Source organism: Sulfitobacter litoralis (assembly GCF_900103185.1).
Classification (GTDB): Bacteria; Pseudomonadota; Alphaproteobacteria; order Rhodobacterales; family Rhodobacteraceae; genus Sulfitobacter; species Sulfitobacter litoralis.
Window position 1 is genome coordinate 35905 of record NZ_FNJD01000011.1, and the last position, 21178, is coordinate 57082.

Here is a 21178-nt window from a genome sequence, read left to right on the forward strand (position 1 = left end):
CCGATATTCCAAGCCAGACCAAACAAGGAAGTACCACAGATGGGTTTTTTCATACGTTGGGCCTGCGCTTTTGTGCTGTTAGCCGCGACCTTTAATCCGACGTCTTATAATTATGTCACATGGGTCATGCGCTACGGCCATATGAATCTGTCCATCGCCGTCTTGCTGGGGCTGCTGCTGCTCATCGGCTACGTTGTCTATCTGCGTGCGACGCTGCGCTCTATTGGCGGGCTGGGGATGTTGCTGGTGCTGGCACTGGTCGGGGCCAGCCTCTGGGTGCTCTATGATCTGGGGGTCCTGCGGCTGGACAACGGCAGTTTTAACCTGTGGCTCGGCCTAGTCGCACTGAGCTTTGTACTGGGCATCGGCCTTAGCTGGAGCATCTTTCGCCGCGCCGTGTCGGGGCAGGCAGATGTGGACGATGTGGAAACCTGAAGCGAGGTTTCACACCGGCTTTCTGCCCAAGCGAGGCTACGCGGGCCAATCCTCCCTTGCCCCCATAGGCAAACTTGCCTAGACACGCCCAAAGTCAAAACCGCAGAGCCGTAGGTACCAATGGAAAATGTAGTCCTGATTGTCCATCTCATTCTGGCCCTTGGCCTGATTGCAGTCGTGTTGCTGCAACGGTCCGAAGGGGGCGGCCTTGGCATGGGCGGTGGGGGCGGCGGTGCCGTTTCCGGTCGCTCGGCAGCCACGGCGATGGGCAAACTGACCTGGATCTTGGCCGCGGCCTTTATCGTGACGTCGATCACATTGACCATCATCGCGGCAGAAAAATCCGCCGGCTCCTCGGTCATCGACCGTCTGGGCGGCACGCCACCAGCTCTGAACCAAGGTGACGCACCAGCGCTGCCCGATACCGATTCACTGCTGCCGCCGACACCTGCGGAAAACACACCGCAAGTTCCGACTGCGGATTAATCCAGACACTACAACAGCTTGAGGTTAGGCCAAGTTACGCAACAGGATGTTGCGGCTTGGCCTTGCTTTTTCCATCCGAATCCTGTTAGGTATAAGTCCCGTGATGCTGCGGTTTTCCGCAGCTCAATTGCTTGGCTTTTGCCGCATCAAATCTGAACTCACGGGGGCCTTCATCACATGGCACGCTATATTTTCATCACCGGTGGTGTGGTTTCCAGCCTTGGCAAAGGCCTTGCCTCTGCGGCGTTGGGGGCCTTGCTGCAAGCGCGTGGCTTTTCCGTCCGTCTGCGCAAATTGGACCCGTACCTGAACGTCGATCCCGGCACGATGTCGCCCTTTGAACATGGCGAAGTTTTCGTGACCGACGATGGTGCCGAAACCGATCTGGATCTGGGCCACTACGAACGCTTTACCGGCGTCGCGGCACGCAAGACGGATTCGATCAGCTCTGGTCGGGTCTATTCCACCGTGCTCGAGAAAGAGCGTCGCGGCGACTATCTGGGCAAGACCATTCAGGTGATTCCCCACGTCACCAACGAGATCAAGGATTTCCTGCATGTCGGCGATGACGAGGTCGACTTTATGCTGTGCGAAATCGGCGGCACCGTCGGCGACATCGAGGGCTTGCCCTTCTTCGAAGCGATCCGCCAGTTCAGCCATGACAAACCGCGCGGCCAGTGTATCTTTATGCACCTCACCCTGCTGCCCTATCTGGCAGCCAGCGGCGAGCTGAAGACCAAGCCGACGCAACACTCCGTCAAGGAATTGCAAAGCATCGGGATCGCGCCGGATATTCTGGTCTGCCGTTCAGAACACCCGATCCCCGAAAAAGAGCGCGAGAAGATCGCCCTTTTCTGTAACGTCCGCAAAGAGGCTGTGGTCGCGGCCTATGACCTGAAAACCATCTATGACGCGCCGCTGGCCTATCACGCCCAAGGGCTGGATCAGGCCGTGCTGGATGCGTTCGATATCTCCCCCGCACCCAAGCCCGAACTGTCGGTCTGGCGCGATGTCTCTGACCGCGTGCACAACCCCGAAGGCGAGGTCAAAGTCGCCATCGTCGGCAAATACACCCAGCTTGAAGACGCCTATAAATCCATCGCAGAGGCGCTGACCCACGGTGGCATGGCCAATCGGGTCAAGGTCAAGATCGAATGGGTCGATGCAGAGGTCTTTGATCAAAGCGACGACCTGTCCTCGCACCTCGAAGGGTTCCACGCGATCCTCGTGCCCGGCGGGTTTGGCGAACGCGGTACCGAAGGCAAGATCAAGGCCGCGCAATACGCCCGCGAGCAGAAAGTCCCCTATCTGGGGATCTGTCTGGGCATGCAGATGGCCGTCATCGAAGCCGCGCGTAACGTGGCGGGCCTGACGACTGCGGGCTCCGAAGAGTTCGACCACGAATCCACCGGCAAAAAGCGTTTCGAACCCGTCGTCTACCACCTCAAGGAATGGGTGCAGGGCAACCACAAGGTCGAACGCAAGCTGGACGACGACAAAGGCGGCACCATGCGTCTTGGTGCCTATGACGCGACGCTCAAAGAAGGATCGAACGTGGCCAATATCTATGGCACCACGTCCATCGACGAGCGTCACCGTCACCGCTATGAGGTCGACACCGCCTACCGCGAGCAGCTTGAAAAAGCGGGTCTTACCTTCTCGGGGATGTCGCCCGATGGCATGCTGCCCGAGATCGTGGAATGGTCCGATCACCCGTGGTTCATTGGCGTCCAGTTCCACCCCGAACTGAAATCCAAACCCTTTGATCCGCACCCCTTGTTCAAGGACTTCATCCGCGCCGCCAAGGAAATGTCGCGGCTGGTCTGACCCTCGCGAAAGGCGGCCATCGGCATGCTCAGCTACCAACATATCTACCACGCCGGCAATCTGGCCGATGTTCACAAACACAGCTTGCTGGCGTGGATGTTGGGGTATCTGACGCGCAAGGACAAACCGCTGTCCTATCTGGAAACCCATGCGGGTCGCGCGTTGTATGACCTGTCCGACACCCCTGCCCTGAAAACCGGCGAGGCGGCGCAGGGCATCGGCCGTGCCCGTGGCTGGTTTGGCAATTCGCATCCCTACGCGCAGGTGCTCGATCAGATTACGCGTGAGCAAGGGGCCGATGCCTATCCCGGTTCGCCGCTCTTGGCCGCCAAGCTGCTGCGCGACAGCGACAGCATCCATCTGGCCGAACTGCATCCCGGTGAACATGCGGCACTTGATCTGGCGATGTCGCCCTATGACGCCAAATGCCACTACCGCGACGGGTTCGACATGGCTTTTGCCCTGACGCCCCCCACCCCGCGCCGTGGCCTGATGCTGATCGACCCGAGTTTTGAGATCAAAACCGATTACGTCGATATCCCGCGCCACATCGGCAAGCTCGCCCGCGCATGGAACGTCGGCATCATTGCGCTGTGGTATCCGATTTTGACCAGCAAGGCGCACCAGCCCATGCTCAGCGCGCTGATGGGGGCCCACCCCGAAGCACTGCGCCACGAGGTCAGCTTTGCCCCTGCCCGCCCCGGTCACGGGATGGTCGGATCGGGCATGTTCGTGTTGAACCCGCCATACGGGCTCAAGGAAGAAGCGGCCCGTCTGACGGCCAAGTTCAAAACTCTCCCCAGATAAGGAGCTACCGATGCCCAAAGGATACTGGATCGCAAATGTCGACGTCCGTGACGCCGAGGTCTACGACAAATACCGCGCTGCAAATGCCAAGCCTTTTGCCGATTTCGGGGCAAAGTTTCTGGTCCGCGGGGCCACGCCAGACGTCCGCGAAGGTACGTCACACCCGCGCATCGTTGTGATCGAATTCGCCTCTCTTGCGGATGCCGTGGCCTGCTATGAAAGCGACGGGTATCAGGCGGCCAAAGACATCCGGTCGTCGGTGTCGGATGGCAATCTTGTCATCGTCGAAGGCTATGACGCCTGAGGCCACGAACAGCAGTTGTGTGCGCGTTTAGAATTGCGCTTTTTATACATCACCCCTTTGCGAATATGGGCCAATTGGAACGTCCGGCTTTGATTTGAGTTAGCCTACAACGCCCCGAACGATAAAGAGTTGCCATGTTTGAACGTCTATTCCCCCGCCGCAAGCCGGACCCCAAGCCGCTGCCACAGCCGACCCCACAGCTTGCGCTTGGTGCATTGCTGGTGCGTGTGGCGCTGGCCGATCGCACCTACCGTGCGGCCGAAGTCGGGCAGATCGACCGCATTCTGGCGCAGACCTTTGGTTTGAAACCGATCGAGGCGGCGAAACTACGTGCCACTTGCGAAGCCTTGGAACGCCACGCGCCGGGCACGCCTGAATTCGCGCAAATCCTGCGCGAGGAAGTCGCCTATGACGACCGCAAGGCGCTTGGCGATGCGATGTGGTCCGTGGCGCTGGCCGATGGGGCGCGCGACGACGACGAGGAAATTCAGCTGCTGGCGATCGAAACTGCGCTTGGGCTCAGCGACAAAGACATGTCCGCCGCCCGCGAAAAAGCGTTGAAAGCTTTGTGACCTTGGCCTCACGCCGCAACCGCTCTATATCACGCCCATGTTTGCAGAATTCATCAAACGGCTGACCCAGCCTGATCCCGCCCAGCTTCCCGACGGGGATGCCCGCCTTGCGCTGACCGCGCTGTTGGTGCGCATCGCCAAGTCGGATAACGAATACGCCCCGTCCGAGCGCGCGCGCATCGACCAGATCATCGCCAAACGATATGCGCTGGATGATGACGACACCGCCTCCCTGCGTGCCGACGCCGAAGCGCTTGAAGCCGAAGCCCCCGATACCGTTCGCTTTACCCGCGCGATCAAGGATGCCGTGCCCTATGACGCCCGCCTTGCCGTGATCAAAGCGCTGTGGGAAGTCGTGCTGGCTGACGGCATGCGCTCTGACGAAGAAAACGCATTGCTGCGTTTGGTGGCCAACTTGCTGGGGGTCACAGACACCGACAGCGCCATCGTGCGCAAGCAGATTGAAGACAAAGACTAGTTTACGCGCAGGCGGTGAATTTACGCGGGGTCAACCGTTGAATTATTGGGCGAAACCCAAGTTCTGGATTGCAAATCCCCCTTAAAATCACCTTAACTTGCTGCGGAATGCACAATAAGGCAGCACAGTGACAGATCAGCCCCCCGTTATTGAGATCAACAATCTGCACAAGGCCTATGGCCCTCTGGAGGTGCTCAAGGGGGTGTCGGTCAAGGCCCCGCGCGGGCACGTCATCTCGCTGATCGGGTCGTCCGGCTCCGGTAAATCGACGCTGCTGCGCTGCTGTAACCTGTTGGAAGACAGCCAAGAGGGCGATCTGCGCTTCAACGGCGAGGCCGTCACCTGGAAAGGCACGGGCCACAACCGCCGCCCCGCCGATCCCAAGCAAGTGCTGCGCATTCGCACGAACCTGTCGATGGTGTTTCAGCAGTTCAACCTGTGGGCCCATATGACGATTCTGCAAAACGTGATGGAGGCCCCCCTCACCGTTCTGCGCCGCGACCGCGCCGAGGTAGAGGCCGCAGCACGGGCGTATCTCGACAAGGTGGGCATCGGCGACAAATGCGATGTCTATCCAGCGCAGCTGTCGGGCGGCCAGCAACAACGCGCCGCCATCGCACGCGGGCTGTGCATGGAACCCGAAGCACTGCTATTCGACGAACCGACCTCGGCGCTTGATCCCGAGCTTGAACAAGAGGTCGTCAAAGTCATCAAGGATCTGGCCGCCGAAGGGCGGACCATGATGATCGTAACCCATGATATGAAACTGGCGGCCGATGTCTCGGACCACGTCGTTTTCCTGCATCAGGGTTTGATCGAAGAACAAGGGGCCCCCGACGCATTGTTCGGTGCCCCTAAATCGGAACGTCTGCGCGGGTTCCTCTCGGCCACCCACGCGGACTAAAAAACGACCAAAAAACAATAAACTGGGAGACTTCAAAAATGAAAACACTCGTTCTTGCCACTGCCGCACTGGCGCTCAGCACAGGTTTCGCCATGGCAGATGCCCACGGCAAGACCATCCGCATGGGGACCGAAGGGGCCTACCCTCCCTATAACTTCCTCAATGACGCGGGCGAAGTCGACGGCTTTGAACGCGAAGTCGGCGACGAGCTTTGCGCCCGTGCCGAGCTGACCTGCGAATGGGTCACCAACGAATGGGATAGCATCATCCCGAACCTGACATCGGGCAACTACGACACCATCATCGCCGGCATGAGCATCACCGACGAGCGCGAAGAAGTGATTGATTTCACACAGAACTACTTCCCGCCTGCGGCCTCTGCCTATGCCGCGAAATCGGCTGATGCCGACATCACAGGCGGCGTCGTTTCCGCGCAGACCAGCACGATCCAAGCGGGTCACGTCGCCGAATCCGGTGCCACCTTGCTGGAATTCGCCACCTATGACGAAACCGTCGCAGCCGTGAACAACGGCGAAGCCGACGCGGTTTTCGCCGATAAGGACGCATTGGTCCCCACGGTCGAGGAATCCGGCGGCGAGATGGTATTTGTCGGTGATGACGTACCACTGGGCGGCGGCATCGGCCTTGGCCTGCGCGAAAGCGACACAGAGCTGAAAGCAAAGTTCGACACCGCCATCCAGTCGATGAAGGATGACGGCAGCCTAAACAAGCTGATCATCAAATGGTTCGGCGACGACGCCAAAACATTCTGATCCTGATCGGGGCGGCACGTCTGCCGCCCCCTTTTCTCTGCCTACCGATCTGACTAAAGACCCCAATACAGACGCCCGCAAAAGGGCGCATACCACCGGGACATTTCGCTATTTTTGCTTGCACCGACCCAGAAACGCTTTCCGGCCTGTCATGGCTGACGTGCTACCTGACCACGGGCAAGCATTTGGCTTTCTATGGCGCATTCGGCACAGTGTTGCTGTTGCTTGCCATCACCGCCCCCGCAGCACTTGCCTTTGGCTTTGGCGGCGCGATGGCCGCGCGGTCGCCCTTTGCGCCACTGTCATGGCTGGGTCGCGCCTATATCGCCATTGTGCGCGGCGTGCCCGACATCGCCTTCTTCCTGTTTTTTGTCATCGCGCTGGATCAGGGAATCGAATACCTACGCCACAAGGTGAAATGCCCCGACTGGGATCAACCGATCCGTCAGGGCAGTGACTTTCTGGTCTGTCAGGCCGCCAAAATGCCGCTTGGGAATTCGGCGCAATGGGTCCACGAAGCCTACGGCTTTTCGCTCGCCGTCCTGACCTTTGCAATCGTGTTCGGTGCCTTTGCGGCTAATGTGCTTTATGGCGCGATGCGCGCCGTGCCACGGGCGCAGATCGAAACCGGCGAAGCCTACGGCATGAGCCCGCGCCAGACCTTCTGGCGTATCCTTGTGCCGCAGATGTGGGTCTATGCGCTGCCCGGGTTGGGCAACCTGTGGATGGTGCTGATCAAAGCAACCCCGCTGCTGTTCTTGTTGGGCATCGAAGACATCGTGTACTGGGCGCGTGATCTGGGCGGGGCCAAGACGCCGCGCTTTACTGATTACCCCCACCCCGACTGGCGCATGTGGTATTTCCTAGCACTGCTGGTCTTCTACCTTTGCTTTACCCGGGTGTCTGAAATCGTGCTTGACCGGCTGATGCGGCGACTGACCAAAGGTCAGGCCACCGCCGGTGGTGAAGCGCAGCGAAAGGCCGCCGCATGACCTGTTGGGAAACGATCCAATCCTACGGGCTGCGCTCGCTTGGCTATGGTGAACGGCTGCTGCCGCGCAGTGACTTTACGCTGTGTGATCAATTCACCCTGATCGGGTCGGGCATGATCTGGAACGTCTACTACGGATTTTTCGCGCTGATCAGCGGCTTTCTGCTGGCAACGGTTCTGGCCGTGGGCAAGGCGCACCCCAGCCCTTGGCTGCGCAAACCGTCGGAATGGTTTATCTTTCTGTTTCGCGGCTCGCCGTTGTTCATCCAGTTCTTTTTCGGCTATTTTTTGTTCCTTAGCCTAAAATCTGTGCACCCGTTCTTTGATATGTTCACCTCCGCGTGGCTCGGGGCGTTGATCGTTTTGTTCTTTAACACCTCCGCCTACTCGGCCGAGATTTTCTATGGCGCGCTGCAATCCATCCCCAAAGGCGACACCGAAGCCGCTGATGCCTATGGCATTTCGGGCAGGCCGCGTTTCAAGCGCATCGTCTGGCCGACCATGCTGCGTTTGGCCTGGCCCGCCTATACCAACGAGGCGATCTTCTTGTTTCATGCAACAACACTGGTCTTTTTCACCGGTTTTCCGGCGCTGCAACAACGCGGCGATGCGCTTTATTATGCCAGCTATTTTGCGGATAAAACGTTCAACCCGTTCATCCCCTATCCCATTCTCGCCGGCTATTTCATTCTACTGACACTCGTGATCATCTCTGTCTTCGGGCTGATCAATCGCCGTCTAAACCGCCACCTGCCCCAGTCATCGGTGCGGAAAATTCGCTTGCGTCTAAATCTGATCCGGTAGTATCTATTTTTTGATCAAATTATTTAGCGCGTGGGCGCTACTTTCGGTTTTCATGTTTTAAGAACACCGTTCACGCCCGCCGCTTGCAAGGTGTGATATGAAAAACTGGCTTCGCAAACATCCTCAGGTCCGCACAATCCGTGTGGCCGCCGCCGACCTGAACGGTCAGGCCCGTGGCAAGCGCATCCCTACGCGTTTTGCCGACAAGGTCGTAGAGGACGGCACGCGCTTTCCGATGTCGGTGCTTAACCTCGACATCTGGGGCGAAGACATCGACGACAGCCCGCTGGTGTTCGAAAGCGGCGATGCCGACGGCATCCTGCACCCGACAGAGCGTGGCTTTCTACCGATGCCATGGCTTGATGCGCCGTCCGCCCTGCTGCCGATCTGGATGTTCCACGAGGATGGCCGCCCCTATGGCGGTGACCCGCGTCATGCCCTGCGCGCGGTGGTTGATCGCTATAAATCGCGCGGGCTGACACCGGTCTGCGCAGTGGAGCTTGAATTCTTTCTGATCGACGATTCGGGCCGCAAGCTTCAGGTGCCCCTGTCGCCGCGGTCGGGCAAACGCCGCAAGGCGGCTGAAACCCTGTCGATCCGCGCGCTTGACCAGTTCGATGAATTCTTCACCGACCTTTATGACGCCTGCGAAGAGATGGATATCCCCGCCGATACCGCGATTTCAGAAGCAGGTCTGGGCCAGTTCGAAATCAACCTGATGCACTGTGACGATGCCCTGCGCGCCGCCGATGATGCGTGGCTGTTCAAGATGCTGGTCAAGGGACTTGCCCGCCGCCACGGCTTTGCCGCGAGCTTTATGGCGAAACCCTACGAGGATTACCCCGGCTCTGGTTTGCACACGCATTTCTCTGTGCTCGACAAGAACGGCAACAACGTCTTTGACGACGGCGGCCCCCAAGGCACCGCGATCATGCGCCACGCCGTTGCGGGCTGCATGAACGCCATGGCCGGTTGCGCGCTGGTCTTTGCCCCTCATGCCAACAGCTTTGACCGGATGGTCCCCGGTGCCCACGCGCCCACGGGCATTTCCTGGGCCTATGAAAACCGTACCTCGTCGATCCGTATCCCGTCGGGCAGCCACAAGGCGCGGCGTATCGAACACCGTGTGTCGGGCGGCGATGTGAACCCCTATCTGATGCTGGCCGCCGTACTGGGGGCCGCGATGAACGGCATCGAAGACGGGGCCGAACCCCCTGCCCCGATCACCGGCAACGCCTATGCCGCCGAACTGCCGCAAATTCCAGGCGACTGGAAATCCGCGATCGATGCCTTCGAAAACTCGGAAGAGGTGAAACGCATTTTTGCCCCCGAAATGGTGCGCAACTTCATCCTAACCAAGCGCCAAGAGCTGCATTATATGCAAGAACTGACCCCGCAAGAGCAGGTCGAAATCTATCTGGACACGGTGTAAACAGATGGCGCGCATGAAAATCGGCATCCTCCAGACCGGCCACTCCCCCGACAACATGAAAGACGCGCTTGGCGATTATGGTGATATGTTCGTCAAACTGCTGGGCGGGCATGATTTTGACTTTCAGATTTGGTCGGTGGTTGATGGCGACTTCCCCGCCTCTGCCGTGGATGCGGATGGTTGGCTGATCACCGGATCCAAACACGGTGCCTACGAAGACCACGACTGGATCCCACCGCTTGAACAGCTGATCCGTGGCATACGCGACGCAGGCCGCCCCTTGGTCGGCATCTGCTTTGGCCACCAGATTATCGCCCAAGCCCTTGGCGGCAAAGTCGAAAAATTCGCGGGGGGCTGGTCTGTCGGCCGGACCGAATACACCATCGACGGCGAAACGCTGGCGCTGAACGCTTGGCATCAGGATCAGGTTACCGAACTGCCCCAAGGCGCAAAGGTCGTCGGCGCATCAGATTTCTGTGCCAATGCCGCCCTCCTTTATGATGATCAAATCTGGACGATCCAGCCCCACCCCGAGTTTACGCAAGATTTCATCGACGGGCTGATCCGCACCCGCGGCAAAGGCGTGGTGCCCGATCACCAGCTTGAATCTGCCTCCGCCCTGCTGGACGCCCCCACTGACAACGCGAAAATCGCCGACCACATTGCAGACTTCCTCAAGAAAGAGAGATTATGATGTCCGACTGGCTTGAAGAGCTTCCCCCCGCAGCACGTACATATCTAGAGGGTCGACGGCTCGACGAAGTTGAATGCATCATCCCTGATATTCCCGGCATCGCACGCGGCAAGGCAGTGCCTGCGACGAAATTTGCGCGTCAGGAATATTTTCACCTTCCCGACAGCATCTTCTACCAGACCATCACCGGCGAATGGGGCGATGCCGCCGGTGTTGACGGCTTCATCGAAAAAGACATGATCCTGCGCCCCGATATCTCGACCGCGACCGCCGCCCCCTGGACCGGTGACTGGACCTTACAAGTCATTCACGACGCCTATGACCGCGATGGCAACGCTGTGGGCTATTCGCCACGCAATGTGCTAAAGCGGGTCGTCGAGCTGTATCGCGCGCAAGGCTGGGAACCCGTTGTGGCCCCCGAGATGGAATTCTTTCTGGTCGCCCGCAACCTTGACCCCGCCCACGAAATCAAGCCGATGATGGGCCGCTCGGGCCGTCCCGCCGCTGCGCGACAGGCCTATTCCATGACCGCCGTGGACGAATTCGGCCCCGTGATCGACGACATCTATGATTTCGCAGAGGCGCAGGGCTTCGAAATTGACGGCATCACCCAAGAAGGCGGCGCGGGCCAGCTGGAGATCAATCTGATCCACGGTGACCCTGTGCGTTTGGCAGACGAGGTATTCTATTTCAAACGTCTGATCCGCGAAGCCGCGCTGCGCCACGATTGCTATGCCACCTTCATGGCGAAACCCATCGCCAACGAACCCGGCAGCGCCATGCACATCCACCATTCGGTGCTGGACGCGACAACGGGCAAGAACATCTTCTCCGGCCCGCAAGGCGGCGAGACGGACGCCTTCTACCACTTCATCGCCGGTATGCAAAACCACATGCCCGACGCGCTGGCCGTCCTTGCACCCTATGTGAACAGCTATCGGCGCTACGTCAAAGACCACGCCGCGCCGATCAATCTGGAATGGGGCCGCGACAACCGCACCACGGGCATCCGCGTGCCCCTGTCCGGCCCAGCTTCACGCCGCGTCGAGAACCGCTTGGCCGGCATGGACTGCAACCCCTACCTCGGCATCGCCGCCTCGCTCGCCTGTGGTTATTTGGGCCTGATGGAGCAGAAAGACCCCAAACCCGAATTCAAGGGTGACGCCTATAATGGCGACGGGGATATCCCGCAGGTTCTAGGGTCAGCACTGGATCTGTTCGAAGAGGCCACAACCCTGCACGACGTGCTAGGCCCCGAGTTCGCCCGCGTCTATGCCATCGTGAAACGCGCCGAGTATGAAGAATTCCTTCATGTGATTTCCCCGTGGGAGCGTGAGCACCTGTTGATGAACGTCTAGGTTCGCCGCACCCGCGGGAGCCTTCGGCGAGGATTTAGGACCATTTGGAAGCGGTCGAGGGGGCCTATCTGCCATGAATCTGCTATATGAAAATGACGCGCCGGGGCGCTACCCCGACAGCTGGTACGCTGCGACCGCGACCCCCAGCACCCCCTACCCAACCCTAAAGGGGGACCAGCGCGCCGATGTCTGCATCGTGGGCGGCGGCTATACCGGACTGTCCGCCGCCTTGCATCTGGCACAAGCCGGACGCCGCGTCGTGCTGGTCGAGGCGCAGCGCGTGGGCTTTGGCGCATCGGGCCGCAATGGCGGTCAGCTGGGCAGTGGTCAGCGGGTCGAACAGGACGCGCTTGAAAAGATGGTCGGGGCTAACGCCGCCCGCCGTCTGTGGGACCTAGGCGAAGACGCCAAGGCGCTGGTCAAGCAGCTGATCGCCACCCATGACATTGACTGCTACCTCAAGCCCGGTGTGGCCTGGACCGCCAGCGCGTCGACGGATGTGGACCACCTGCACGCCTATGCTGGCTTCTTGCAGGACCGCTATGGCTACGACCAGATAGAGGTGCTGGACCGCAACGCTCTGCGCAATGTCTGCGCCTCGCCCGCCTATGCTGGCGGTATTCTGGATATGGGGGCCGCGCATCTACATCCCCTGAACCTCGCCCTTGGGCTGGCACGGGCGGCGCAGGCAGCAGGGGTCGAAATCTATGAACGCAGCGCCGTGCATCACATCACCGAAGGCAGCCCCGCCACTGTGCAAACCGATGGCGGGCGGGTCACGGCGGATCATGTGATCCTTGCCTGCAACGGCTATCTTGGCGGGCTGAACCGCAAGGTTGCGGCCAAGGTGATGCCGATCAACAACTTTATCATCGCCACCGAACCCTTGGGGGATCGCATAAAGGAAGTGTTGCCCCGTGACGTCGCCGTGGCCGATAGCAAATTCGTGGTGAATTATTTCCGGCTTAGCCATGACGGGCGGCTGCTGTTTGGCGGCGGCGAAAGCTATGGCTACCGGTTCCCCAGTGATGTCGCGGCCAAAGCCCGCAAGCCCATGGCCCAGGTTTTCCCCGCTTTGCGCGATGTAAAAATCGATTACGCTTGGGGCGGCACGCTGGCGATCACCATGAAGCGTCTGCCGTTTCTCGCACGTATTGCGCCGAATATCTTGTCGGCCTCTGGCTATTCCGGCCACGGCGTCGGCACGGCGATCCACGCAGGCCAGCTGATGGCACGTGCGATTGAAGGCGACGGCGATGGCTTTGACACCATGAGCGCCCTGCCCACCCCCAGCTTCCCCGGCGGCGGAGCCTTGCGCAGTCCGCTGCTTGCGCTGGCGATGACCTGGTTCAGTTTGCGCGATCGGCTGGGGATCTAGTCACAAAACATTCATGAAGCCGAGCGGTGAAAACGCTTGGTCCCACAGGCGCATTGTTTTACCATTCTGAAAACAAACATTCAGGATATTGAAATATGACCCTGCCCGACATGCACAGCGCCGAAGCTATTCCGGACTCTGCCCGCGCCGAGATAGAGCAGCTGTTGCAAAGCGGCGATCTGTTTCGCTACACCGCTGCTGCCGATGCGCCGGTATCCCTGCTTGAGGCCGAGTTCGCGCAAATGATGGGCAGCCGCTATGCGCTGGCAGTGTCGTCGTGCTCTGCCGCGCTGTTTTTGTCATTGCTGGCGCTGGACTTGCCGCAGAACGCCAAGGTGCTGATCCCCGGCTTTACCTTTGCTGCCGTGCCCTCCGCTGTGATCCACGCCAATTATACGCCGGTGCTGTGCGAAGTCGGGGCGAACTACCGGATTGATATGGCGGATTTTGCCGCCAAGCTGCCGACGGTAGATGCGGTGATCATCAGCCACATGCGCGGGCATACCTCGGATATGGATGCGATCATGGCGCTTTGCGATGCCGCAGATATACCCGTGATCGAAGACGCGGCCCATTCGCTCGGCACGCTCTGGCATGACCGCAAGATAGGCACCATCGGCAAGATCGGCTGCTTCTCGTTCCAGTCCTACAAGATGGTCAACGCGGGCGAAGGCGGTATCCTGATCACCGACGACGCCGATCTCGTGGCGCGTGCGATCATTATGTCAGGGGCGTACGAGCACAACTGGAAGAAACACCCCGGCATCGCTGACGCCTGTGCGCGGTGGCAGAACCAGCTGCCGCTTTATAACCTGCGGCTCAACAACCTGTCGGCGGTGCTGGTGCGGGCCCAACTGGCCGAACTGCCCCGCCGTGTGGCCGACGGGCTGCGTAACCACGACTATGTCGCGGCCAAGCTGAATGCCGTTCCACAGATCGACGTCCCCGCCCCGCTCCCCCCCGAGACCCGGGCACCGGATTCCATCCAGTTCAACCTTGTGGGTCTGGACGACGCGGCCATCCGCGCCTTTGCAGATGCCAGCGCCAAGGCGGGCGTCAAGGTGCAGGTCTTTGGTCAAAGCACTGACAATGCGCGCGCTTTCTGGAATTGGCAGTTCATTCAAGATTTGCCCGACCTGCCCCAGACCCGCGCCATGTTGATGGCCGCCTGCGATGTGCGCCTGCCCGTGCAATTGCAAACCGCCGATTTAGACGCCATCGTGAATGTGCTGTTGGGGGCGCTGGCAACGGTGACGAAATCCGCCGCGGCCTGAGGCTTCATTTTGCCAGATAAACTCCCGCCGGAGGCATCCGGCAGACACAACAAAGCCCACCCGTCAGCGGATGGGCTTTGACCGTTCTAACGCATCTAAAACGCACCGAGAAAGAGGTTACTTCAACTTTGACAGTTTCTCTTGCAGTTCGGCCAGCTGCTGTTTGATCGCATCAAGACTTTCATCCTGACCGCCCCCCTTGGCGGGGCGCGCATCGCCCCCCCCCATGCCATTCCAGGGCGTCGGCATGGTGCCCGTCATCGCTTTCATAAAGGCCTCTTGCTGGGCCTGCATGACCTCGAAGCCCGGCATTTTCGACATCGGGTTGATCGTATTCATATTCTCGAGCACCCGTGCCTGACCATCGCGCAGCATATCGAACGACGATTTCAAGAACTGCGGCACGACACTGGCATCGGGGGACATATAACTGCGGACAAGATCGTTCAGCACATCCACGGGCAGCACGGATTCACCGCGGCTTTCGTGTTCGGCGATGATTTGCAGCAGGTATTGACGGGTCAGATCGTCGCCTGATTTCAGGTCTACAATCTTCACCTCTCGGCCATCGCGGATAAAGCCCGAAATATCGTCTAAAGTGACATAATCACTGGTTTCGGTATTATACAGGCGGCGGCTTGCATATCGTTTGATAAGCAGGGGCTTGACTGTTTCGGTCACACTAGGTCCTTCCCAAATAGGCATGCTGCATTGCAGCTTAGGGCAGCTTAAATGAAAAAGATAGGCGCCACAAAAAAGGGCAGACCGCAAAGTCTGCCCTCATCAATCTTTACTGAACCAAAGGCCAGAGCGATTACTTCGCTGTGGTTTTCTTTGTCGCGGCTGTCGCGTCGGCAGTTGCCTTTTTGACAGCGGCCGTTGCTTCTTCGGACATGTCCTTGCCAGCAGCCATCATCAGCTCAACAGTGTCCATCTGGACCTTTTTGGCGATCTCGGCAAAAGCGGCCATGTGCTCGGACGCAACTTCGGCAGAAGCCGAGGTGAACTCGGTCATTGCTTTGGCATAATCAGCAGGCTCTTGCTTGGCTTTCGACATTTCCGACATTTTTGTCAGGGTGTCTTGAGTCCATTTGCTGGAAATCGCTGCGGATTTCTCAGCGGCGCTCAGGGCCACACCGGACAGCTTTTCGTTCAGCGTCGCGGTGGTTTTGAACGCATCGTTCATTGCGGATGTGTCAACGGGGAATGCACCCATCATGTCTTTCATCATCGCGGCGAAATCTGGTGTCTTCGTCATGGTAAACTCTCCTTATGGGGGTAAGCGGCGTCTACCGCTTCGTTATGACTAAACTTAAGATAGATGCTGCAGTGCGGCATTGCAAGCTTTTTTCTGCATTGCAGCATCGTCATTTCTCGACACTCACGCCCCTAAAAAATTGGGCAATCAGATCAACCTCTTGCCCTGCGGGCCACATAGGTGCCGGGCGCATCGCCAAACGTCTCACGGCCATTTTCACCCGCAATACGTGCATCCACCTTACCGTCGGACTGATTCTCGAGCCATGCCCCCCAGCGGGGCCACCAAGACCCTTCGTGGAAGGTCGCGCCCTCTCGCCAGTCCTCGTGGTCCAGCGACACATCAGCGTTGGTATAGTGGCCGTATTTGCCTTTGCTGGGCGGATTCACGATGCCTGCGATGTGCCCCGACTGCGTCATGACAAATGTCTTGTCAGCGCTGCCCATCAGCCCCACGCCGCGATAGCTGTCTTTCCACGGCGCGATGTGGTCCGTCTCGCAACCGACTGCCATCAGCGGCACGTCAATGTCTTCGAGCTTTAGCCGGTGGCCCAGCAGGTCGAACCCGCCGTCGACCAGCTTGTTCTGCTGGCAAAGCCCCCGCAAATATTCCATCGCCATGCGTTGCGGCAGGTTCGCCCCGTCGCCGTTCCAGTACAGCAGATCAAAGGCGGGCGGCGTATCGCCCAGCATATAGCTCTTGATCGCAGGTCCATAGACCAGATCGTTCGACCGCAAAAACGAAAAGGTACGTGCCATGATAAGCGACGGCAGCATACCTTTATCCTGTGTCTCTGCCTCGATCCCGTCAATGAAATCATCGGTCAGGAACGGCTGAAACTCACCTTGATCGGAGAAGTCGGTCAGGGCGGTAAAGAAGGTCGCGGATTTGACCGACGTATCGCCCCGCTGTTTCATCAGCGACAGCGCCAACGCCAGTGTCGTGCCTGCAATGCAATACCCCACGGCATGCACATTGTCTTGACCCGTGATCGCCTTGGCCTCCTTGATCGCGGTCAGGAACCCGTCTTCGATATAGTCGCCCATGCCAATGTCACGATAACTTTGGTCCGGATTGACCCATGACACCATGAACAACGTATAGCCCTGGTCCACGATCCATTTGACCAGACTGTTCTGCTCTTTCAGATCAAGAATGTAGAACTTGTTGATCCACGGCGGAAAGATCACGATTGGGGTGGCGTCCACTTTTTCGGTGCTGGGGCTATACTGGATCAGTTCGAACAATTTGTTACGAAACACGACCTTGCCGGGGGTTGTGGCGATGTTGCGACCCAGCTCGAACGCGCTCTCATCCGCCAGCCGCACAACCAGCTCGCCGTTGTTGGCCTCTAGGTCAGCAATCAGGTTCTCAAGCCCGCGGATCAGGCTTTCACCTTCTGTGGCGACGGCACGTTCCAAAGCATCGGGGTTGGTGGCCAGAAAATTTGTCGGGCTCATCAGATCAACGATCTGGCGGCTAAAATAGCTCAGGCGTTTGCGTTCGTGCGGGGCCAGATCGGCGACGTTCTCGACCGCTTGGCCAAGCGCCTCTGCGTTGATCTGGTACTGTTGTTTGACAAAATTGAAATAGGGGTGCGATTTCCACAACGGGTTGGCAAAGCGGCGGTCCTCGGGCGCGGTATCTTCAGGAGCTTCCAGCTTGCCTTTGGCCAGCGCCTGCTGCGCCTCGACGAAGTGGCTGACAGATTTGCTCCAGTACGACACCTGCTGCTCGATCATCTTGGCCGGATTTTGCACAGCTTCGGTCCAATAGGACGTCGCAGCCTTTGTGAACAGCTCCTGATTCGGGCCGTCCAAACTCGCCTGATGCGTGTCCCGCCCGACCATGATCTGCGACAGTCGTGCCCCCAGCGCTTCGACCTTGCGCAGGTTTTCCTCCATACGTTCCTGTGCCTTGGAACTCTCAACGTCGGTCTTAGTTGTTTTTATTGTCATGTTAACCGTTCCTCCCTATGTTTGCACCTGCAGCATCGCGCCGACCTTTGGGGGAGGGTCCGACAAGATGCAGGGCGCAAGGCCCCCCAACAGGAGACCCCTTACATGAAGTATATGGCATCTTACGATTTAATGGAAACGATGAGAAACACCAATCAGTGGCTTGGCGCCACCGCGTTGGCGATGGCATCGTATCCCGCTTTTGCCGCTGTTCCGAACCCCGCGCTGAACTGGATGGCCGCTTGGGGCGAAGTCACCGAACGCAGCTTTTCGCGCATGGTGGTCAAACCTGATTGGGACATTCCGCCGGCTGTTGGTGCCGATGGTCTGGATCATCCCGTCCTGATTGAAAAAGAGCTTCAAGGTCCGTTTGGCGATCTGGTGCATTTCGTTGTGCAGGGCCGCGACACGCCCAAGCGCAAGATCCTGCTGGTCGCGCCCATGTCGGGCCACTATGCGACCCTGCTGCGGTCCACCGTGATCAGCCTGATCCCCGATGCGGATTTGTACATCACCGACTGGCATAATGCCCGCGACATCCCTGTCAGCGCCGGCAAGTTCGACGTAGAGGATTATACCCTGCGGCTCGTCGACTATATGCGCCATCTGGGCCCCGACGTGCATGTGATCGCCGTCTGCCAGCCTGCGCCACTGACCCTTGCCGCAACCGCCTATCTGGCCGAACAGGATCCCAAGGCGCAGCCCAGCTCGCTCACGTTGATTGGCGGCCCGATCGACACCGCCGCCAGCCCGACAGAGGTGACGGATTTCGGCCACCGCGTGAACATGAACCAGTTGCAAGAGATGATGATCCAGCAAGTCGGCTTCCAGCACCAGGGCGTGGGCCGCAAGGTCTATCCCGGTCTGTTGCAGCTGAACTCTTTCATCACGATGAACGCCGAAACCCACGCCAAGGCCTTCCGCGACCAGATCATGCGCGTCGCACAAGGGACGGCAGGCGACCATGACAAGCATAACAAGTTCTACGACGAATACCTCGCCGTGATGGACATGCCCGCCGAATTCTACCTGTCTACCGTGCAGCGGATCTTTAAGGACAATGAAATCGGCACCAACAGCTTCACGATCCAAGGCCAGCCCGTCGACATCGGCAAGATCACGGATGTTGCGGTGAAAACCGTCGAAGGCACCAAGGATGATATCTCGGCCCCTGGCCAATGTGTCGCCGCGCTGGACCTATGCACCGGCCTGCCCGACGACAAAAAGGCCAGCCATCTTGAAGACGGCGCAGGGCACTATGGTATCTTCGCAGGCAAAAGCTGGCGCGAGAATATCCGCCCGCTGGTGCTGAAATTCATCGATGAAAACCAGCGCACGGCCAAGGCAGCGGCCCCCCAAGCCCCCGCCGCCCCAGCCAATGCCGGCAAGACTTCGGTTCCGGCCCAGAAGTCGACAGCATAATGCCCGCCGCGCCGCGTGATCTGCCCTTTGCCTGCACCTGTGGGACTATCAAAGGGACTTTGCGCGGCGTGACACCCGCACGCGGCAGCCATGCCCAGTGTCACTGTATCGATTGCCGCGCGGCCGAGGTGTACTTGAACCACCCCGACCCTGCGCCACAGGCGGTCCAACTGTTCCAAACCACGCCCGACCGTTTCGACTTTGATCAGGGGTTCGACCGACTGGGCGTGTTTGCTTTTGGTGAAAAGAGCCTGCTGCGCTGGTATGCGACCTGCTGCGGGACGCCGATGTTCAACACGCTGCGCAAGCCCAAGCTTGCCTTTGCCAGCATCATGACCAGCGCTCTGTCCGACCCTTCGGCGCTTGGGCCCATCGTCGGCACCGGATATATCCCCACACCGTCAGGCAAAACCCGCAACGAGGGACTGCCGCGGTTGATCTGGGGGGCGCTATCGCGTGCTGCGGGGGCCAAGATAACGGGACGGTGGAAAACCAACCCCTTTATCGATCCCGATACCACGACGCCCAACCGCCCTGTGCAGATCGTGCCGCACGACCAGCGCCAAGCCATCCTCGACGCCCTGCGTTAATCCCGTCCTCAGTCGCTAGGCAGGGGCCAGGGGCAGCTTCATCCATTCCTTGATCGCTGCAGTCGTTGCCTCTGGCTGCTCCAGCGTGGGCAGATGCCCTGCCCCCTCGATCACGCGCAAAATGGCATAGGGCAGCAATTCGGCCATAAAACTATGGCGCTTGACGGGGTTCAGCTTGCCCACCTCGCCACACATCACCAGCGTCGGCACCTTGCACTTGCGCAGCACCGCTTGCTGGTCGCGTGCCCGTTGCAAGGCGCGGGCCTGACGGATGTAGACCTCGGGTCCCATCGTGTCTGCCATATCCATCGCGATCTCTAGGATCGCCGCGCGGTTCGGGCCGGGGGCCAACCACAAAGGGTCCAGCTCTTCGCGCATCGCATCCGCCAGCCGCCCCGACTTGACCTTGACGATCAGCATCTCGCGGGCCGCCGCGGCCTGCGGTGGTTCGGCCAGCGGACTGGCCCCAATCAGCGCCAACCGTGACAAACGGTCCGGCGCACGGCGCAAAATCTCAAGAGCGACCGCCCCGCCCAACCCCATCCCTGCCAGCGCAAACCGTTTGGGCAATTGATCCAGCAGACCGGAGGCAATTTCCTCGATCCGTTCGCCTTGGGTGATCGGGGCCACGGTAACGGCGGTTTTCGCCGACAGTTCGGCAATCTGCGGCCAGAACACCCGCGCGTCAGACATGAGGCCGGGCAGAAGAACAAGAGGGTCAGCCATGTATGTCCCTGTCATTAGTCATAAATTCGCGCCACTTCGGGACACTGCTGCTGCGCCGTACCTCATCATGGATAGGCGATGCCACGCAAGGGCGGAAAATCCTTATAGCGCGTGCGGCGCTGCGCCAAGGGCTCTGACGGCGACTTCCCGCCACGCAGTAACATTCCGCGCGGTGCGATATAGCTGGAAATGCTGCGCTGCGGCTCTGGTCGCCAGGTCAGGTTAAAGGCCGCGAGCTTGGGAAAGAACCACATCTCGGAATAGGGCAGATGATCATGCACCCACCACGCCAGATCGCGCCAGTCGCGGCCCTGATCATACTGGTCGGCAAACCACGGGATCACGATGCTGGCGCCCGCGATTGCCTGCGCCCCTGCCCCGCGATCCCAGATATGACATTCGATCGGGTTGTCATTGGCCGCGCAATTCAGCTTGTGCCGGTTGCCATAGGCATTCAGCGCCGCCGACCGATACCCTGACCGCACAGCGATACGTCCAAAGGTTTCCTCTAGCGGGTCCAGCAACGACGTGCAAAAGGCCCGCCCGTTTTCGATCGCAAGATCAGGATCGTCGGGGATATTGGGCTGTCCGTGAAAGCCCGAAATCTCAGAGTACATAAAATCGCGCATAAAGAAATGCCGGGACAGCCGGACCCGCCCAAAAGTCTCGAGGCTCCACATGCTGGCCGGTTTGCGCATGGCGAAGCC

General features: G+C 59.3%; 23 protein-coding genes. 18 read left to right on the plus strand and 5 right to left on the minus strand.

Going from position 1 to position 21178, the window contains the following annotated elements:
• Positions 1-39 precede the first annotated feature (39 nt).
• The 16 genes from BLQ98_RS10330 to BLQ98_RS10405 all read left to right on the plus strand — a co-directional run bounded on the left by BLQ98_RS10330 (position 40) and on the right by BLQ98_RS10405 (position 14517).
• On the plus strand, positions 40-435 hold the full coding sequence (locus BLQ98_RS10330) for a DUF6524 family protein (protein WP_093733239.1): 396 nt from the start codon (positions 40-42) through the stop codon (positions 433-435).
• 120 nt (positions 436-555) lie between these two features.
• Complete coding sequence (secG, locus tag BLQ98_RS10335) at positions 556-921, plus strand: preprotein translocase subunit SecG (RefSeq protein WP_093733240.1); 366 nt, start codon at positions 556-558, stop codon at positions 919-921.
• Between the two features lie 177 nt (positions 922-1098).
• The gene (locus BLQ98_RS10340; RefSeq protein WP_093733241.1) at positions 1099-2748 is read left to right on the plus strand and encodes a CTP synthase; all 1650 of its coding nucleotides are present in this window, start codon (positions 1099-1101) and stop codon (positions 2746-2748) included.
• A gap of 24 nt (positions 2749-2772) precedes the next feature.
• Entirely contained in the window at positions 2773-3555 is a 783-nt protein-coding gene (gene rlmJ / locus BLQ98_RS10345) for a 23S rRNA (adenine(2030)-N(6))-methyltransferase RlmJ (RefSeq protein ID WP_093733242.1), read from the plus strand.
• Between the two features lie 10 nt (positions 3556-3565).
• On the plus strand, positions 3566-3859 hold the full coding sequence (locus BLQ98_RS10350; RefSeq protein ID WP_093733243.1) for a DUF1330 domain-containing protein: 294 nt from the start codon (positions 3566-3568) through the stop codon (positions 3857-3859).
• Positions 3860-3993: 134 nt separating this feature from the next.
• On the plus strand, positions 3994-4431 hold the full coding sequence (locus tag BLQ98_RS10355; RefSeq protein ID WP_093733244.1) for a tellurite resistance TerB family protein: 438 nt from the start codon (positions 3994-3996) through the stop codon (positions 4429-4431).
• A gap of 37 nt (positions 4432-4468) precedes the next feature.
• Positions 4469-4909 carry a tellurite resistance TerB family protein gene (locus BLQ98_RS10360; RefSeq protein ID WP_093733245.1) on the plus strand — a complete coding sequence of 147 codons (441 nt, stop codon included), beginning with the start codon at positions 4469-4471 and terminating at the stop codon, positions 4907-4909.
• A 127-nt stretch (positions 4910-5036) separates the two neighbouring features.
• Entirely contained in the window at positions 5037-5813 is a 777-nt protein-coding gene (locus BLQ98_RS10365) for an ABC transporter ATP-binding protein (RefSeq protein ID WP_093733246.1), read from the plus strand.
• Positions 5814-5851: 38 nt separating this feature from the next.
• The gene (locus BLQ98_RS10370) at positions 5852-6586 is read left to right on the plus strand and encodes a transporter substrate-binding domain-containing protein (protein WP_093733247.1); all 735 of its coding nucleotides are present in this window, start codon (positions 5852-5854) and stop codon (positions 6584-6586) included.
• Between the two features lie 110 nt (positions 6587-6696).
• Complete coding sequence (locus tag BLQ98_RS10375) at positions 6697-7578, plus strand: ABC transporter permease (RefSeq protein WP_093733248.1); 882 nt, start codon at positions 6697-6699, stop codon at positions 7576-7578.
• The gene (locus BLQ98_RS10380) at positions 7575-8381 is read left to right on the plus strand and encodes an ABC transporter permease (RefSeq protein ID WP_093733249.1); all 807 of its coding nucleotides are present in this window, start codon (positions 7575-7577) and stop codon (positions 8379-8381) included. Before BLQ98_RS10375 ends, BLQ98_RS10380 begins: the two co-directional genes overlap by 4 nt.
• Positions 8382-8478: 97 nt before the next feature.
• Complete coding sequence (locus BLQ98_RS10385; RefSeq protein WP_093733250.1) at positions 8479-9813, plus strand: glutamine synthetase family protein; 1335 nt, start codon at positions 8479-8481, stop codon at positions 9811-9813.
• Between the two features lie 13 nt (positions 9814-9826).
• Positions 9827-10507, plus strand: a complete 681-nt coding sequence (locus BLQ98_RS10390) for a type 1 glutamine amidotransferase (protein WP_093733251.1) — start codon at positions 9827-9829, stop codon at positions 10505-10507.
• Positions 10507-11865, plus strand: coding sequence for a glutamine synthetase family protein (locus tag BLQ98_RS10395; protein ID WP_093733322.1), 1359 nt, complete (start codon positions 10507-10509; stop codon positions 11863-11865). Before BLQ98_RS10390 ends, BLQ98_RS10395 begins: the two co-directional genes overlap by 1 nt.
• A 73-nt stretch (positions 11866-11938) precedes the next feature.
• Complete coding sequence (locus tag BLQ98_RS10400) at positions 11939-13243, plus strand: NAD(P)/FAD-dependent oxidoreductase (protein ID WP_093733252.1); 1305 nt, start codon at positions 11939-11941, stop codon at positions 13241-13243.
• 95 nt (positions 13244-13338) lie between these two features.
• The gene (locus tag BLQ98_RS10405; protein ID WP_093733253.1) at positions 13339-14517 is read left to right on the plus strand and encodes a DegT/DnrJ/EryC1/StrS family aminotransferase; all 1179 of its coding nucleotides are present in this window, start codon (positions 13339-13341) and stop codon (positions 14515-14517) included.
• A 117-nt stretch (positions 14518-14634) separates the two neighbouring features.
• On the opposite strand, the gene phaR is transcribed toward BLQ98_RS10405, so the two are convergent.
• From phaR to BLQ98_RS10420, 3 genes are all read right to left on the minus strand, one after another.
• Positions 14635-15198: a polyhydroxyalkanoate synthesis repressor PhaR gene (gene phaR, locus BLQ98_RS10410; RefSeq protein ID WP_093733254.1), complete on the minus strand. Its 564-nt coding sequence runs from the start codon at positions 15196-15198 to the stop codon at positions 14635-14637.
• 133 nt (positions 15199-15331) lie between these two features.
• Entirely contained in the window at positions 15332-15775 is a 444-nt protein-coding gene (locus BLQ98_RS10415; RefSeq protein WP_093733255.1) for a phasin, PhaP, read from the minus strand.
• 152 nt (positions 15776-15927) lie between these two features.
• Positions 15928-17733, minus strand: a complete 1806-nt coding sequence (locus tag BLQ98_RS10420; protein ID WP_093733256.1) for a PHA/PHB synthase family protein — start codon at positions 17731-17733, stop codon at positions 15928-15930.
• Positions 17734-17838: 105 nt separating this feature from the next.
• On the opposite strand from BLQ98_RS10420, the gene phaZ reads away from it, so the two are divergent.
• Together phaZ and BLQ98_RS10430 are read left to right on the plus strand one after the other, a co-directional pair.
• The gene (gene phaZ / locus BLQ98_RS10425) at positions 17839-19155 is read left to right on the plus strand and encodes a polyhydroxyalkanoate depolymerase (protein WP_093733257.1); all 1317 of its coding nucleotides are present in this window, start codon (positions 17839-17841) and stop codon (positions 19153-19155) included.
• On the plus strand, positions 19155-19745 hold the full coding sequence (locus BLQ98_RS10430) for a DUF6151 family protein (protein ID WP_093733258.1): 591 nt from the start codon (positions 19155-19157) through the stop codon (positions 19743-19745). Before phaZ ends, BLQ98_RS10430 begins: the two co-directional genes overlap by 1 nt.
• A gap of 15 nt (positions 19746-19760) precedes the next feature.
• On the opposite strand, the gene BLQ98_RS10435 is transcribed toward BLQ98_RS10430, so the two are convergent.
• Positions 19761-20471, minus strand: coding sequence for an alpha/beta fold hydrolase (locus BLQ98_RS10435; RefSeq protein ID WP_093733259.1), 711 nt, complete (start codon positions 20469-20471; stop codon positions 19761-19763).
• Positions 20472-20536: 65 nt separating this feature from the next.
• Entirely contained in the window at positions 20537-21151 is a 615-nt protein-coding gene (locus BLQ98_RS10440) for a hypothetical protein (protein ID WP_093733323.1), read from the minus strand.
• Positions 21152-21178: the final 27 nt, after the last annotated feature.

Bases quoted from the DNA above. Each gene is read 5' to 3' on its own strand.
- BLQ98_RS10330 (WP_093733239.1), top strand. From the start codon at position 40: ATGGGTTTTTTCATACGTTGGGCCTGCGCTTTTGTGCTGTTAGCCGCG.
- secG (WP_093733240.1), top strand. From the start codon at position 556: ATGGAAAATGTAGTCCTGATTGTCCATCTCATTCTGGCCCTTGGCCTG.
- BLQ98_RS10340 (WP_093733241.1), top strand. From the start codon at position 1,099: ATGGCACGCTATATTTTCATCACCGGTGGTGTGGTTTCCAGCCTTGGC.
- rlmJ (WP_093733242.1), top strand. From the start codon at position 2,773: ATGCTCAGCTACCAACATATCTACCACGCCGGCAATCTGGCCGATGTT.
- BLQ98_RS10350 (WP_093733243.1), top strand. From the start codon at position 3,566: ATGCCCAAAGGATACTGGATCGCAAATGTCGACGTCCGTGACGCCGAG.
- BLQ98_RS10355 (WP_093733244.1), top strand. From the start codon at position 3,994: ATGTTTGAACGTCTATTCCCCCGCCGCAAGCCGGACCCCAAGCCGCTG.
- BLQ98_RS10360 (WP_093733245.1), top strand. From the start codon at position 4,469: ATGTTTGCAGAATTCATCAAACGGCTGACCCAGCCTGATCCCGCCCAG.
- BLQ98_RS10370 (WP_093733247.1), top strand. From the start codon at position 5,852: ATGAAAACACTCGTTCTTGCCACTGCCGCACTGGCGCTCAGCACAGGT.
- BLQ98_RS10380 (WP_093733249.1), top strand. From the start codon at position 7,575: ATGACCTGTTGGGAAACGATCCAATCCTACGGGCTGCGCTCGCTTGGC.
- BLQ98_RS10385 (WP_093733250.1), top strand. From the start codon at position 8,479: ATGAAAAACTGGCTTCGCAAACATCCTCAGGTCCGCACAATCCGTGTG.
- BLQ98_RS10390 (WP_093733251.1), top strand. From the start codon at position 9,827: ATGAAAATCGGCATCCTCCAGACCGGCCACTCCCCCGACAACATGAAA.
- BLQ98_RS10395 (WP_093733322.1), top strand. From the start codon at position 10,507: ATGTCCGACTGGCTTGAAGAGCTTCCCCCCGCAGCACGTACATATCTA.
- BLQ98_RS10400 (WP_093733252.1), top strand. From the start codon at position 11,939: ATGAATCTGCTATATGAAAATGACGCGCCGGGGCGCTACCCCGACAGC.
- BLQ98_RS10405 (WP_093733253.1), top strand. From the start codon at position 13,339: ATGACCCTGCCCGACATGCACAGCGCCGAAGCTATTCCGGACTCTGCC.
- BLQ98_RS10415 (WP_093733255.1), bottom strand. From the start codon at position 15,775: ATGACGAAGACACCAGATTTCGCCGCGATGATGAAAGACATGATGGGT.
- BLQ98_RS10420 (WP_093733256.1), bottom strand. From the start codon at position 17,733: ATGACAATAAAAACAACTAAGACCGACGTTGAGAGTTCCAAGGCACAG.
- phaZ (WP_093733257.1), top strand. From the start codon at position 17,839: ATGAAGTATATGGCATCTTACGATTTAATGGAAACGATGAGAAACACC.
- BLQ98_RS10430 (WP_093733258.1), top strand. From the start codon at position 19,155: ATGCCCGCCGCGCCGCGTGATCTGCCCTTTGCCTGCACCTGTGGGACT.
- BLQ98_RS10435 (WP_093733259.1), bottom strand. From the start codon at position 20,471: ATGGCTGACCCTCTTGTTCTTCTGCCCGGCCTCATGTCTGACGCGCGG.
- BLQ98_RS10440 (WP_093733323.1), bottom strand. From the start codon at position 21,151: ATGTGGAGCCTCGAGACTTTTGGGCGGGTCCGGCTGTCCCGGCATTTC.